The 12,347-nt window shown below is 63.8% G+C and carries 13 protein-coding genes; 8 read left to right on the plus strand and 5 right to left on the minus strand.

From position 1 onward, the window contains the following. Positions 1-139 precede the first annotated feature (139 nt). Positions 140-2,695: an excinuclease ABC subunit UvrA gene (uvrA, locus tag ABIB35_RS12675; protein WP_354181912.1), complete on the plus strand. Its 2,556-nt coding sequence runs from the start codon at positions 140-142 to the stop codon at positions 2,693-2,695. A gap of 64 nt (positions 2,696-2,759) precedes the next feature. Here uvrA and ABIB35_RS12680 read toward each other — a convergent pair whose 3' ends face one another. Continuing rightward, a complete protein-coding gene (locus tag ABIB35_RS12680; RefSeq protein WP_354181914.1) occupies positions 2,760-3,044 on the minus strand; it encodes a hypothetical protein in 285 nt (94 codons plus the stop codon). A gap of 93 nt (positions 3,045-3,137) precedes the next feature. Here ABIB35_RS12680 and ABIB35_RS12685 point away from each other — a divergent pair, with 93 nt between their 5' ends. From ABIB35_RS12685 to ABIB35_RS12705, 5 genes are all read left to right on the plus strand, one after another. Further along, positions 3,138-3,704: a GNAT family N-acetyltransferase gene (locus ABIB35_RS12685; RefSeq protein ID WP_502915787.1), complete on the plus strand. Its 567-nt coding sequence runs from the start codon at positions 3,138-3,140 to the stop codon at positions 3,702-3,704. Beyond that, positions 3,701-4,249 carry a GNAT family N-acetyltransferase gene (locus ABIB35_RS12690; protein WP_354181916.1) on the plus strand — a complete coding sequence of 183 codons (549 nt, stop codon included), beginning with the start codon at positions 3,701-3,703 and terminating at the stop codon, positions 4,247-4,249. Before ABIB35_RS12685 ends, ABIB35_RS12690 begins: the two co-directional genes overlap by 4 nt. A 205-nt stretch (positions 4,250-4,454) precedes the next feature. Next, complete coding sequence (locus tag ABIB35_RS12695) at positions 4,455-5,132, plus strand: metallophosphoesterase family protein (protein WP_354181918.1); 678 nt, start codon at positions 4,455-4,457, stop codon at positions 5,130-5,132. After that, on the plus strand, positions 5,104-5,256 hold the full coding sequence (locus ABIB35_RS12700) for a hypothetical protein (RefSeq protein WP_354181920.1): 153 nt from the start codon (positions 5,104-5,106) through the stop codon (positions 5,254-5,256). Before ABIB35_RS12695 ends, ABIB35_RS12700 begins: the two co-directional genes overlap by 29 nt. A gap of 48 nt (positions 5,257-5,304) precedes the next feature. Then, positions 5,305-6,351, plus strand: a complete 1,047-nt coding sequence (locus tag ABIB35_RS12705) for a 5'-nucleotidase C-terminal domain-containing protein (protein WP_354181922.1) — start codon at positions 5,305-5,307, stop codon at positions 6,349-6,351. 20 nt (positions 6,352-6,371) lie between these two features. Here the strand turns inward: ABIB35_RS12705 and ABIB35_RS12710 are convergent, their stop codons facing one another. The 3 genes from ABIB35_RS12710 to ABIB35_RS12720 form a co-directional block, all read right to left on the minus strand. Then, positions 6,372-6,806 (minus strand): SRPBCC domain-containing protein, encoded by a 435-nt coding sequence (locus ABIB35_RS12710; RefSeq protein WP_354181924.1) that lies wholly within the window; start codon positions 6,804-6,806, stop codon positions 6,372-6,374. 334 nt (positions 6,807-7,140) lie between these two features. After that, a complete protein-coding gene (locus ABIB35_RS12715) occupies positions 7,141-7,671 on the minus strand; it encodes a hypothetical protein (RefSeq protein WP_354181925.1) in 531 nt (176 codons plus the stop codon). Then, positions 7,668-8,099: a GNAT family N-acetyltransferase gene (locus tag ABIB35_RS12720; protein ID WP_354181926.1), complete on the minus strand. Its 432-nt coding sequence runs from the start codon at positions 8,097-8,099 to the stop codon at positions 7,668-7,670. Before ABIB35_RS12720 ends, ABIB35_RS12715 begins: the two co-directional genes overlap by 4 nt. A gap of 229 nt (positions 8,100-8,328) precedes the next feature. On the opposite strand from ABIB35_RS12720, the gene ABIB35_RS12725 reads away from it, so the two are divergent. Both ABIB35_RS12725 and ABIB35_RS12730 read left to right on the plus strand, forming a co-directional pair. Beyond that, positions 8,329-10,128, plus strand: coding sequence for an immune inhibitor A domain-containing protein (locus tag ABIB35_RS12725; RefSeq protein ID WP_354181927.1), 1,800 nt, complete (start codon positions 8,329-8,331; stop codon positions 10,126-10,128). 329 nt (positions 10,129-10,457) lie between these two features. Next, positions 10,458-10,916 (plus strand): DUF3592 domain-containing protein, encoded by a 459-nt coding sequence (locus tag ABIB35_RS12730; RefSeq protein ID WP_354181928.1) that lies wholly within the window; start codon positions 10,458-10,460, stop codon positions 10,914-10,916. A 91-nt stretch (positions 10,917-11,007) separates the two neighbouring features. Here ABIB35_RS12730 and ABIB35_RS12735 read toward each other — a convergent pair whose 3' ends face one another. After that, a complete protein-coding gene (locus tag ABIB35_RS12735) occupies positions 11,008-12,303 on the minus strand; it encodes an HRDC domain-containing protein (protein ID WP_502915788.1) in 1,296 nt (431 codons plus the stop codon). Positions 12,304-12,347: the final 44 nt, after the last annotated feature.

Raw genomic sequence — 12,347 nt, forward strand, 5'->3', positions numbered from 1 at the left:
GCGCAGAGCTCCCTTTTGCCGTGTTGCGGTTACCCGGCATGCCGGCAGCGGCGATCCCGCCCGCATCCCGGTCACGCTCTTGGCGGAAAGCATGCTTACCATTTAGCCCCGCGCCGCGCTCCTCGGTAACCTGAAAATGATGAGTATTGCTGAGTCCTCCCCGAAAACTACCCGACCTGCCAGCACAGACTTAAGCTCCAACGGTTTGGTCCGTGTGCGAGGGGCGCAGGAGAACAACCTGCGCAACGTCGACGTCGACATTCCGCGCGACGCAATTGTCGCTTTCACAGGAGTGTCCGGATCCGGCAAGTCCTCGCTCGCTTTCGGCACCATCTACGCCGAGGCCCAGCGCCGTTACTTTGAATCCGTGGCACCCTATGCGCGGCGCCTGCTGGCACAGGGACACACGCCCAAGGTGGAGGAGATCACGGGGCTGCCTCCCGCCGTCGCGCTCCAGCAGCGCCGCGGCACTCCCAGTTCCCGCTCCACCGTGGGGACGCTGACTACGCTGTCCAACTCCATGCGCATGCTCTTCTCCCGCGGGGGCACCTATCCGGAGGATGCTGAGCCGGGCAGCCTGGACTCGGATGCGTTTTCGCCCAACACCGCCGCGGGTGCGTGCCGGGAGTGTTCGGGTCTGGGCATCGCCCACACCGTCACCGAGGACTCGCTGGTTCCGGACCCCAGCCTGACCATCCGCGACGGCGCCATTGCCGCCTGGCCCGGCGCCTGGCAGGGCAAGAACCTGCGCGACATCCTCATCCAGCTGGGCTACGACGTCGACGTGCCGTGGAAGAAGCTCCCCAAAAAGGACCGCGACTGGATCCTGTTCACCGAGGAACAGCCGGTGGTCATGATTACGCCGCAGCGGGACCGCGTGGCCAAGCCCTACAAGGGGCGGTTCTGGAGCGCCAAGTCGTACGTCATGCACACCCTGGCCGACTCCGGCAGCGAGCAGATGCGCAAGCGCGTCCTCGAATACATGGTCTCCGGACCGTGCCCGGTCTGCGGCGGCGCCGGCCTGCGGCCCGAAGCGCTCGCCGTCACGTTCGCCGGCCGGAACATCGCTGAACTGAACGGTGCCACGCTGGGTGAGCTCGCGGAGATCATCCGGCCGACGGCGGAGCTCAAGGCCGCGGGCACCGCGTCCAGGGCAGCGGCCTCCAACGAGGACACCGAAGTTGCAGTCACCATCACCCGCGACCTGCTTTCCCGGCTTCAGATCCTCATCGACCTGGGCCTGGGCTACCTGAGCCTGTCCCGCTCCACGCCCACCCTCTCACCCGGCGAGATGCAGCGGCTGCGTATCGCCACCCAGCTGCGCTCGGGCCTCTTCGGAGTCATTTACGTGCTGGACGAGCCCTCCGCGGGCCTGCATCCGGCGGACGCCGAGCCGCTGCTGGCTGTGCTGCAGGAGCTGAAGGATGCCGGGAACTCGGTGTTCGTCGTCGAGCACAACATGGACGTGGTTCGCAGCGCCGAGTGGATTGTGGACGTGGGACCGCAGGCCGGCGACGGCGGCGGCACCGTTCTCTACAGCGGTCCCGTGGCGGGTCTGGCTGATATTCCCGAAAGCGCCACCCGCCCGTTCCTGTTCCGCGAGGCCGAGGAACCCGCGTCGGCGGGCCGGACACCGGAGCGGTGGCTGAACCTCAAGGGCATCAGCCGGCACAACCTGCGCGGACTCGACGCCGAAATTCCCCTGGGCGTGCTCACTGCCGTCACAGGTGTCTCCGGTTCAGGCAAATCGACCCTGGTCAGTCAGGTGCTGGCCGAGACCGTTGGTGTGCACGTCAACGGGTCCGCCGCGACGGCAGCAGCCCGGGCGGAGGATCCGGACACCGAAGAGGACGATGACGTCGATCCGGGCGCCACGGTGCGCGACATTGCCGGGCTGGAGCACCTGGACCGCTTGGTCAAGGTGGACCAGCGGCCCATCGGCCGCACCCCCCGCTCCAACCTGGCCACCTACACCGGGCTGTTCGACGCCGTCCGCAAGCTCTACGCCGGCACCGACGAGGCCAGGGCCCGCGGCTACACCGCTGGCCGGTTCTCCTTCAACGTCGCCAGCGGACGCTGCCCCACCTGCCAGGGCGAAGGCTTCCTCGCCGTCGAGCTGCTGTTCCTGCCCGGCACCTACGGCCCCTGCCCGCAGTGCCACGGCGCCCGCTACAACGAGGAGACCCTCGAAGTCACCTACCGCGGCAAGAACATCGCCGATGTGCTGGACATGCGGGTGGAAACCGCCGCGGAGTTCCTTGCCGATGTCCCGGCAGCGTCGCGGAGCCTGCAGACCCTGCTCGACGTCGGCCTGGGCTACCTGCGCCTGGGCCAGCCGGCCACCGAGCTGTCCGGCGGGGAGGCCCAGCGCATCAAGCTGGCCACCGAACTGCAGCGTGCCCGCCGCGGCCACACCCTGTACCTGCTCGATGAGCCAACCACCGGCCTGCATCCGCAGGACGTGCGCCTGCTGCTGGGCCAGCTGAACCGGCTGGTGGATACCGGTAACACCGTGGTGGTGGTGGAGCACTCGATGAACGTGGTGGCAGCCGCGGACTGGGTCATTGACATGGGCCCTTCCGGCGGCGACGACGGCGGACGGATCATCTGCGCGGGTTCACCGGCGGAGGTGGCGGCGTGTGAGGCCAGCCGGACCGCGCCGTACCTGACCGCGGCGCTGAAGACGCTGAGGTAATTCACGGTCGAAGGAAACAGCGGCACCGTGCCCGAGTGAAAGCACCACCGGGATGCGGTGCTCGTCAGGACTCGCTCGGAGGCGGGCGCCTCCTGGCGCGTTTCCAGACCAGGAGATATCCCGTGCCTACGGCCAGGAAGAAGACGGCGCAGCCCAGGTAGAAGTACCGGTTCTCGCCGGAACCGGACAGGCCTGCCTGCACCAGCCAGTTGATCGCCAGAGCAGAAAACAGAACTGCAAAGAACGCCGCAGTTCGAGCTGTCATCCGCGGAGCCGGCCGGCCCGGGTCGGTGAGTCCCATTTTGTCCGTCATACGCCACCACCAGCGAGGCCGTTTCTTGTCGGTCATGCGGCAAAACTACCAGCAACTGTTCGATCAGGAGCCGTCCACCGCGCTCTGTCCACCTGAACGCTGTTGAGGTGCTCCGGGTTAGGCTGTGACGTGCTTACCGACCCGCAGGAGCTCCCTGCCACCACCCTGCTCCACGGCATCCAACTGGCCCTGGTGTCTCCCGTCGACGTCCCCGCTCTCGCAGCCGCGTACCAGCGGAACCGCAACTATCTGGCTCCCTGGGAGCCGCTGCGTCCGGACACCTTTTTCACCGTTGAAGGCCAGCGCGCAGTGATCGAGGCGAAGCTGGCGCTGCATCAGGCAAGCAGCGAAATGCCCTGGGTCCTCTTCGACGGCAAACGGATCATCGGAACTATCACGCTGACCGGCATTGTCCGCGGACCGTTCCTCTCCGCGAATCTCGGCTACTGGATCGACGGGGACTACGCCGGTCGCGGCATTGGCACCGCCGCCGTGAACGCCGTCGTCGACCTAGCCCGCACTCGGCTGGGCCTGCACCGGATCCAGGCAGCGACCCTGCTGCACAATCCCGCTTCACAGCGGATTCTGAACACATCCGGGTTCGCACAGATCGGTCTCGCTCCGCAGTACCTGAAAATTGCAGGCCGATGGCAGGACCACCTCCTCTTCCAGCGCATCCTCGAGGATCCTTTGTGAGCCGGGCGATGAGGGCAGCGCTGATCACCACTGCCCGGCTTATCCTCGAGCCACTCAGCGTGAGCCATGCAGCTGAAATGGTCAGGGTGCGGTCCGGGACAGTGGTGTACCGGTACACCGGAGGTGCGGCACCAACAGAGGAAGAGCTCACCGGCCGATATGCCGTGCAGGCCGTTGGTGTCTCGCCGGACGGTCGGGAGGCCTGGCTGAACTGGATCATCCGGGAAAACGGTGCGGCCGTCGGGTTTGTGCAGGCCTCCGTAGCCCTGCATGTTCCGGGGCAGGGACAGGAACCGACGGCGTATGTGGCCTGGGTGGTCGGCGAATCCTTCCAGGGCCGCGGCCTTGCCACCGAAGCCGCCAGTGGGCTGCTCGGCTGGCTGAGGCCACGCTTAGACGGCCCGATCGCCGCCTTCATTCATCCGGATAACCATGCCTCGGCCGCCGTTGCCCGGAAGATCGGGTTGGTGGCCAGCGGTCAATTGAACGGGGACGGCGAGGAACGCTGGGACAACGGCATCGATCTGGTAGCTGACGGAATTTGAGTAAACGTGCGGGGGTCCGCTGAATCCCCTGAAACGGCTGGACGATGAGGAGGCTGAAGAGCCGCCAATCGCTGTCGGGGAACGCGCAATGTCCTTTTCTAGGAGTTATTTCAGTAATTGTGACGCCGTTTTAGCCGTGATTCTTCCGGAATGGGGGTCGGCCTGCAAGGGTGCCCCAGGGGGACAATGCACGCACTATGAAGAGTTGTTTACATTGCTGTTTTCATTCGCCCGACGACGGGGCGCTGCCACCGCAGTCACCGCCGCCATCACACTCACACTTGTTTCAATGACTCCGGCAGCAGCCGGGCCTCCGCACCATGGCGGGCATCAGGGCAACAAAGGCCAAAAAACCACCGTCACTGTCCTGGGCACCTCGGATTTGTACGGGTACATTGAGAACTGGGATTATTTCAAGGACGGCGAATACGACGACGCCGGCTCCAACGATGTGGGATTGGCTAAGATCTCTACCCTTGTGGACTCCGTCCGTGCGGACCGGGGCAAGGAATCGACGCTGCTGATTGATGCCGGCGACACGATCCAGGGCACCTCGCTCACGGATTATTTCGCCAATACCGAACCGATTACAGAAACCGGCGAAATCCACCCCATGGCTGCGGCCATGAACGAGATGGATTATGACGCAGCGGCACTGGGCAACCACGAATTCAACTATGGACTCGATATGCTGCGGAAGTTTGAAAGCCAGCTGGATTTCCCGCTGCTCGGGGCAAATGCAGTGGATGCCGGGTCCGGCAAACCGGCATTCACTCCGTACATCATCAAAAACGGTGAAGACCAAGGGAAACAATCCCGTGAAGGTCGGTATCCTGGGCCTCACCAACCCGGGGGTGGCCATTTGGGACAAAAACAACGTTGACGGCAAGCTCAAGTTCCCGGGCATTGTGGAGCAGGCACAGAAATACGTGCCGGAAATGAAGGCCCGCGGCGCGGACGTTGTGGTGGTCAGCGCCCACTCCGGAACCTCGGGAACCTCCTCCTAAGGCCCCGAACTGCCCCTGGAGAATGCGTCCACGCAGCTGGCCGAAACAGTGCCCGGAATCGACGCCGTCCTGGTGGGGCACGCCCATTCGGAAATCCCGGAACGGTTCGTGACCAACACGATCACCGGTGACCGGGTGCTGCTCACCGAGCCCTTGAACTGGGGGATGCGCCTGTCCGTCATGGACTTTGAACTGACTAAGGTGCGCGGCCAGTGGGACGTGACCTCGGCGTCGTCATCGCTGCTCAATGCCAACACCGTTGAAGCGGATCCCAAGATCTCACAGCTGGTGGCCGAACAGCACCAACGCGTCATTGACTACGTCAATACGCCCGTCGGCAACGCCACCGATTCCATGCCGGCCGCCGAATCCCGCTACCGCGACACCGCTGTTATGGACTTCGTGAATTTCGTCCAGGCTCAGGCTGTGGACAGGGCACTCGACGGCGGCCCCAACGCCGATTTGCCGGTGCTCTCGCTGGCGGCGCCGTTCAGCCGCACCGCGGAAATTCCCGCCGGTCCGGTGACCATCCGCGATCTCGCCGGGCTGTACGTCTTTCCGAACACCCTCTTCGGCGTTCAGATGACGGGTGCGCAGGTCAAGGAGTACCTGGAGTACTCGGCGAAGTACTTCGTCCAGACGACGCCGGGTGCTCCGGTGGATCCCGCCACGCTGACCAACGCAGACGGCACTGTGGACTACAACTACGACATGATGTCCGGCGTTGATTATGACATCGACATCAGCCGCCCGGTGGGGGAGCGCATCGTCAACCTGAGCTTCAACGGTGCCCCGGTGGATCCCGCGCAGCGGTTTGCCGTAGCCACGAATAATTATCGGCAGTCAGGCGGCGGAAACTTCCCGCACATCTCCACTGCGCCGGTCCTGGTCAACCAGCAGACGGAAATCCGCCAGCTGCTCATTGACTACGTAGTGGCCCAAGGGACTATTGACCCGGCGGCCTTCGCCGAGAACAACTGGCGCCTGGTGCGCGGCGGGGCGCCGGTCTTGGACTGGGCGGTTTGTCCGTCAGCACGTGTACGGGTCCCGTTCGCCGTTAGGGTGAGCGGGACCCGCTGCCGGTCAGTGCCGTAGGGCGGCCGTTGGCACTGTGCTCAGCCAACGTGGGCGTCTTCCAGCCAGGACTTGAACCGGGAGTAGAGCTCAGGGGTGTCCTGCTCCATCGCATCCGCGGTGACACCTGTCAGCTCCGAGAGCCGGACACTGAACATGCAGTCCTGCTCTCCCATGGGCGTGACCAGGTACTCCAGCACCCCTGCCGGCTCATCTGCCACACGGTCATCCCACCGCGCGTCGAAGGTCAGGACCAACCGGTAGGGGGCGTCTGCCTCCAAAACCGTTCCGACTATGAGATTGTTTCCATCGGCGTAGAGGGCGTAGTCGCTGCCCGGCTCCATGCTGCCGCGTAGGCTGGAATCCCACATCCAGCTGCGTGGAACGTTGGGGGCGGTCAGCGCCCGCCACACATCTTCGGGCGGGCAGGTCAACGCCGTGGAGTATATGGTTTCAGTGGATGCAGCATGGGGCATGAGGGCAACCTTTCCGAACAGGACAGGATCCCCGGAGAGTTTAGGAATCCATAGCAGGAGACCGGCACCAGGAACACGGTGGCCCGGACTGGTGCGCCGAGACTAGGCCAGGGCTCCGTGCTGCACCAGCGCAGTATGCCGGATCGTTACCCGAGACCAGCTGCCGCTAGTGCAGCAGATAGCCATCGGTGAAGTTCTCAACCGGCTCGGCAATGGGCGTGCCGCCAGGCCCCGTCCGGATGTTTCTTTTGTTGCTGCGCTCCGAGGCCCGGACCTGAAGTTGTTATCAATGGCCAGCAGGCCGGCTGCCCATGCCATGGGAAAACGGCCCAGATCATGCTCTGTCCTCCGGCCTTCGATGCGTGTCCTGCGGGCTGCGCGACGAGGCGGGACCGGTCAGCACTGCCAGAAACGAAGCCGGGGCCGCCACCAGAACCACGTCACCGCCGCTGGGGAAGGCGGCGATGCGCCAGGTAGGGCTGAACCGGAACAGGAATTCGTTAAGACGGGCCTTGCGCAGGCCCGTAGAGTCGGAGGGCCGTACCACCACCGGGTCATCGCCGGCCGTTGCGCCTCCCGCCAGGAGCTGCAGGGTCCAGCGGTCCGGATAAGGGGTTGCGAGTCCCCGAACCCACCGTGGGCGGGACGCGACAGCAGCGGGCAGCCGGACCCGGCACTCACATTGATTCCGTGCAGCATAACGGCGCCTGGACCTACGCTGGCTGTACAACTGCCCCAGAAGGGGACCCCCGCTGACAAAAAGGGCCCATGGTATGAAGTCATCGCTGCGCAGGATGAAGGCCACAGTCGTTACTGCCGCCCATAGCGCGATGAGGGCGGCGTCCCTCAGTGCCAATTGCTTCATGCATCAAACCGGACAAAGGCCCGCAGCGGCAGCCCGCCGTCGTCGTTTGCTCCCGCCTGCCGATAGCCGAGGGATTGGTAAAAGGCTTTCTGGCCCGGCTCGGTATCCGTCAGCAGAACCTTTTGCCGCACGTGGGCATACGGTGCCAGAACATATTCCACCAAACTCCTGCCCAACCCCGTCCGCTGAAACCGCGGATCAACAAGGACGTCCTGCAAATAGCAGATGGAATGCCCGTCGGAAATGACGCGCGCCAGGCCCACCAGATCCGCACCGTCGCGGGCTACTGCCAGCAGCGTGGACCCGGCGAGGGCGGCAGCCAGGTTTCCCGGGTCTTCGGTGTAGGCACTCCAGCCCACCGAATCGTATAGGCGCACGACGGCGTCAAGCGGCAGGTCGGATCCGTTGGCGTATTCGAGGGTAGGCATGGCGACATAATAGCCGCCTGCGGCTGTGCGACTGGAGCTTGTACAGGTCAGGGGATCTTTTATGAAGAGGCGCAGCCCCTATCCAGAGCAATTTCCAATGAATTGCTCGTCACCACAGGTGTAGTTTCCCTGAGAATCCAAACCGCCAGTACTTTTGGTTCATCTCACTTCCACTCGTGAAGTTTTGTTCTAAGGGGATCACTTGACCCGTAAAAATAGGCGCAGAAATGTGCGGCAAGCAGCTGTGCTCGCAGTCAGCAGCGTTTTGCTGTTTTCTCCACTGGCCGCGGTTGCAGCCCCGGTGTCCGAGCCGGACGCGGGGGGCCGCATTGCCGTGTCCGGAGCCCCCGGAGCAAACGGCAGTGCCGGAAAATCCGATGACCGTCCCGATGCCGCCGCTGACGAACGCCGGGCGCTGAACCAGCAGGGGGTGGAAAAGGTGGTGCGAGGCGAAGCTCCCGTCCAGAACCGTGGCGGTTCGCAGGCCGTACAGGTGGCTCCGGGTCAGTGGGCGGAATACGGGCTCCAGGACAGCGACCAGATCCTGTCCTTCCTGATCGAGTTTGGTGATCAGGTGGATCCGCGTTTCCCGGCCTCAGCTCCCGGCCCGGCGCACAACCGGATCCCGCAGCCGAACCGCGCCGCAGACAACTCCACCTATTGGCTTCCGGAGTTTGACCGCGAGCACTATCTGGACATGTTCTTTGACCCGCAGGGCGAATCCCTGAAGACCCTTTACGAGGAGATGTCGAGCGGCCGCTATACCGTGGACGGAGACGTCAGCGACTGGGTCACCGTGCCGTACACCACGGCCAGCTACGGTGAAACCGAATCCCAGACGGACATGACCCGGTTTGTGCAGGACGCGGCCGATGCCTGGTATGACAACCAGCTCGCGGCCGGCAAGTCGGCCGCCGACGTCGACGCGTACCTGGCCGGTTTTGACCAGTGGGACCGTTATGACTACAACAACAACGGCAATTTTGACGAGCCGGATGGGTACATTGACCACTTCCAGGCCATCCATGCCGGTGAGGGCGAGGAAGCCGGTGCGGCGTCGTCGGCCATCTGGTCACACCGCTGGTCCGTAGGCCAGGCCGGCCGGGGGACCGAGGGCCCCGCTGCCAATCTCTTTGGCGGCATCCGGATTGGCGACTCCAAGGTCTGGATCCGTGACTACACCACCGAACCCGAGAACGGCGGGCTGGGTGTCTTCGCCCACGAGTACGGCCATGACCTGGGCCTGCCCGATCTCTATGACACCGCCGGCGGCGACAACGGAACCGGGTTCTGGACGCTCATGAGTTCCGGTTCCTGGCTTGGCCGCGGCAAAGACTCCATCGGCACCACGCCCAACCACATGGGCGCCTGGGAGAAGCTGCAGATGGGTTGGCTGGACTACGACGTGGCATCCGCAGGCGTGAAATCAACACATATGCTTGGCCCGTCCTACCACGCCACCAAGAAACAACAGGCGGTGGTTATCACGCTGCCGAGGGATGCCAACGGCAACGGCCGGTATTACCTTGCCGAGAACAGGGAATACGCCGGCTATGACGCCACCCTGCAGACCGGCCCGTACAACTTCGGCTGGGCGCTGAGCTCACCGGATCGGGTGGAGCACTTCCCGTACCAAAACGGCCTGCTGGTTACCTACTGGAATGCCGGGCAGCGCAACAATATCACCAGCCAGCACCCCGGCGCCGGACTGGTCCTGCCCGTAGACGCACGGCCGCAGGCGTTGAAATGGACCGACGGCGTTGTTGCCCGCAACCGCATCCAGAGTTTTGATGCAACATTCGGCAAGGAAGCCACTGATCCGATCAGCCTGCACCGCGAGACCGCGGCCGGAATGACCACGCTCAACATTCCGGCACGTCCCGGTGTCGCCGTCTTCAATGACGGCAACCCGAATGCCTACTACGACCCGGCCAACCCGCAGGGCAGTGTAGTGGTGGCCGGAACCGGGACCACCATCAAGGTGGTGCAGAGCAACCCGAAGGGCATGATGACCATCAAGGTCAACTAGCAAAGGTCAACGAGCAAAGGTCGCCGAGCAAAGGTCGCTGAGCAAAGCCCAACCAGGCGCGCAGCGCATCTGCTTTAGTCTGCGGCAGGGACCGGAGGTTCTCCTCCGGCCCCTGCTGTTGCTGTTTGCCCGTGTTCTTCCGGCCCAGCCGACATCTGCCGCGCTGAGTCCACAGATTCGATGTACTATTCGTTTCTTTCTGTTCTTTGGTGATAAAAAGTCGTGCCGTAGCAGATGATAAGATGCAAAAGCATAAAAGCACATTAGGAGGACCCGTAATGCCTAGACGTTCTACGAATAACCGTCTAGTGAAGGGTGGAAACTCCCGGATGGCCAAGTCTCTGGCGTGGTTGGTTGCAGGGCTTATGATTTTTGTCGGTGGAAATGTTGTGGGTATTGGAAATGTTCTTGATGCCCATAATGACCGTAAACTACTCTCCGGGGGTGTGCGGACCGTTGGCGTTGTCACTAACGTCGGGTTCTCCACGGGCGGCAGGGGATCGGAATATAAAGATCTAACGATCTCTTTTCTTGCCGAAAATAGCAGTGTTTATGCCAAAGGTCTTCGTCAACGCTATTACTCCAAGACTGAAGGCTCTAAATCAGCGGTGTCGGATGAGTTGCAGGGCAAAGAGATCACGGTTTTTTACGACCGCTCGGATCCGAGTAAGTCCGTTATAGAAGGCAGCCCTGAATCATTTACCGCAGGGTATCTGCTGATAGCCCTTTCTCTTGGATTCGGGGCTTCGTTTATGCGGACAGGCGTGGTGGGATTAGGCAGAAAATAAGGTGCAACCCCTGCACGCGCGCCGTTGGCATCATGCCACCGGCCACGGAGCCTGAGGTTAACGGAGCCTGAGCCTGGGTCGGAGCCCGAGGTCATCGGGAGGCCGAGGTGTCCTTTTCCTTCTCGACCAGCGGATCCGGATCCAGGAAGGCAACGGTGAGCACTGCAGCCGTCTGCTCAATCTGCCATTCCCGCGCGCCGAGGTCCCGCAGTGCGGCGCTGATGGACTCCAGATTGATCTGTGCCGGCGGACGCCAGGCAACCCGGCGGAGCGTATCCGGGGTCAGCAGATTCTCGATGGGCAGATTCAGCTGCTCGGCAACGGCGGCCAGGCGCGGCTTTGCCGTCTGCAGGCGGGCGGCTGCCTCCGGGTCATTTTTGGGCCAGACCCGCGGAGGCGGCGGAGCGTGCGTGGGGATGTGCAGGGGCGGAAGGTCGCTGGTGGAACGGGCTGCAAAGATGCAGCGCATCCAGCGCGGTGCTTCCTTCTGTGCGGCACGGCCATGGAAGCCGGGGGTGCCCAGCAGCTGCGGAACCGTGGTGGGCATGGCCCGTGCTGCGGCTACTATGGCGGAGTCCGGAATCAGCCGGCCGGGCGCGGTGTCGCGGTTTTCCGCCAGATGCTCACGCTCAGTCCATAGTTCGCGGACGGCGGCCAGCTGGCGGCGGTCACGCAGCTGGTGCATGCCGCTGGTGCGGCGCCACGGATCAACCCGCGGGGCCGACGGCGGGGCGGTGCGGATCGCTTCGAACTCCTGTTCCGCGAAGGAGAGCTTTCCGGCGTCGTCGAGCACCTTGATCAGTTCAATCCGCAGTTCCGCGAGCACCTCAACGTCCAGGGCGGCGTAGCGCAGCCAGGGTTCGGGCAGCGGGCGGGTGGACCAGTCGGCGGCGGAGTGTTCCTTGGCCAGGGTAAAGCCCAGCAGGTTCTCAATGACGGCGGCCAGGCCCACGCGCGGCAGTCCCGCCAGGCGCGCGGCGAGCTCCGTGTCAAAAAGCTTGTCCGGCCACATGCCCAGTTCGGACAGGCAGGGAAGGTCCTGGGTGGCCGCGTGCAGGATCCACTCCACGCCCTGCAGGGCGTCGTTGATGATGTCCAGATTGTCGAACGGTTCCGGATCGATCAGCCAGGTGCCGGAACCTTCGCGGCGGATCTGGACCAGGAAGGCACGCTGGCCGTATCGGAAACCGGAGGCGCGTTCAGCGTCAACGCCGGCAGGTCCGGTACCGGCGGCAAGTGCCTTGGCCGCCCGTTCCAGTCCGCGGTGGGTGTCGATGACCAGCGGCACCCCGTCTTTTGGTGCCTCCAGCAGCGGGAGCGTCATCGGCTCGGCGTTCGGGTCAGCGGAAGTGGTGTGCGTGGGGGAGCCGGGTATCTGCGCGGTCATAAGACCTCCAGTCTATCGAGTCCGGCGGTGCCCCAGTGCCACCC

The sequence above is a fragment of the Arthrobacter sp. UYP6 genome (assembly GCF_040547315.1).
Lineage (GTDB): Bacteria > Actinomycetota > Actinomycetes > Actinomycetales > Micrococcaceae > Arthrobacter_B.

Coding starts and splice junctions, on each gene's coding strand:
- ABIB35_RS12730 (WP_354181928.1), top strand. CDS start 10,458: ATGGCCAAGTCTCTGGCGTGGTTGGTTGCAGGGCTTATGATTTTTGTC.
- ABIB35_RS12715 (WP_354181925.1), bottom strand. CDS start 7,671: ATGAAGCAATTGGCACTGAGGGACGCCGCCCTCATCGCGCTATGGGCG.
- ABIB35_RS12680 (WP_354181914.1), bottom strand. CDS start 3,044: ATGACCGACAAGAAACGGCCTCGCTGGTGGTGGCGTATGACGGACAAA.
- ABIB35_RS12710 (WP_354181924.1), bottom strand. CDS start 6,806: ATGCCCCATGCTGCATCCACTGAAACCATATACTCCACGGCGTTGACC.
- ABIB35_RS12735 (WP_502915788.1), bottom strand. CDS start 12,303: ATGACCGCGCAGATACCCGGCTCCCCCACGCACACCACTTCCGCTGAC.
- ABIB35_RS12720 (WP_354181926.1), bottom strand. CDS start 8,099: ATGCCTACCCTCGAATACGCCAACGGATCCGACCTGCCGCTTGACGCC.
- uvrA (WP_354181912.1), top strand. CDS start 140: ATGAGTATTGCTGAGTCCTCCCCGAAAACTACCCGACCTGCCAGCACA.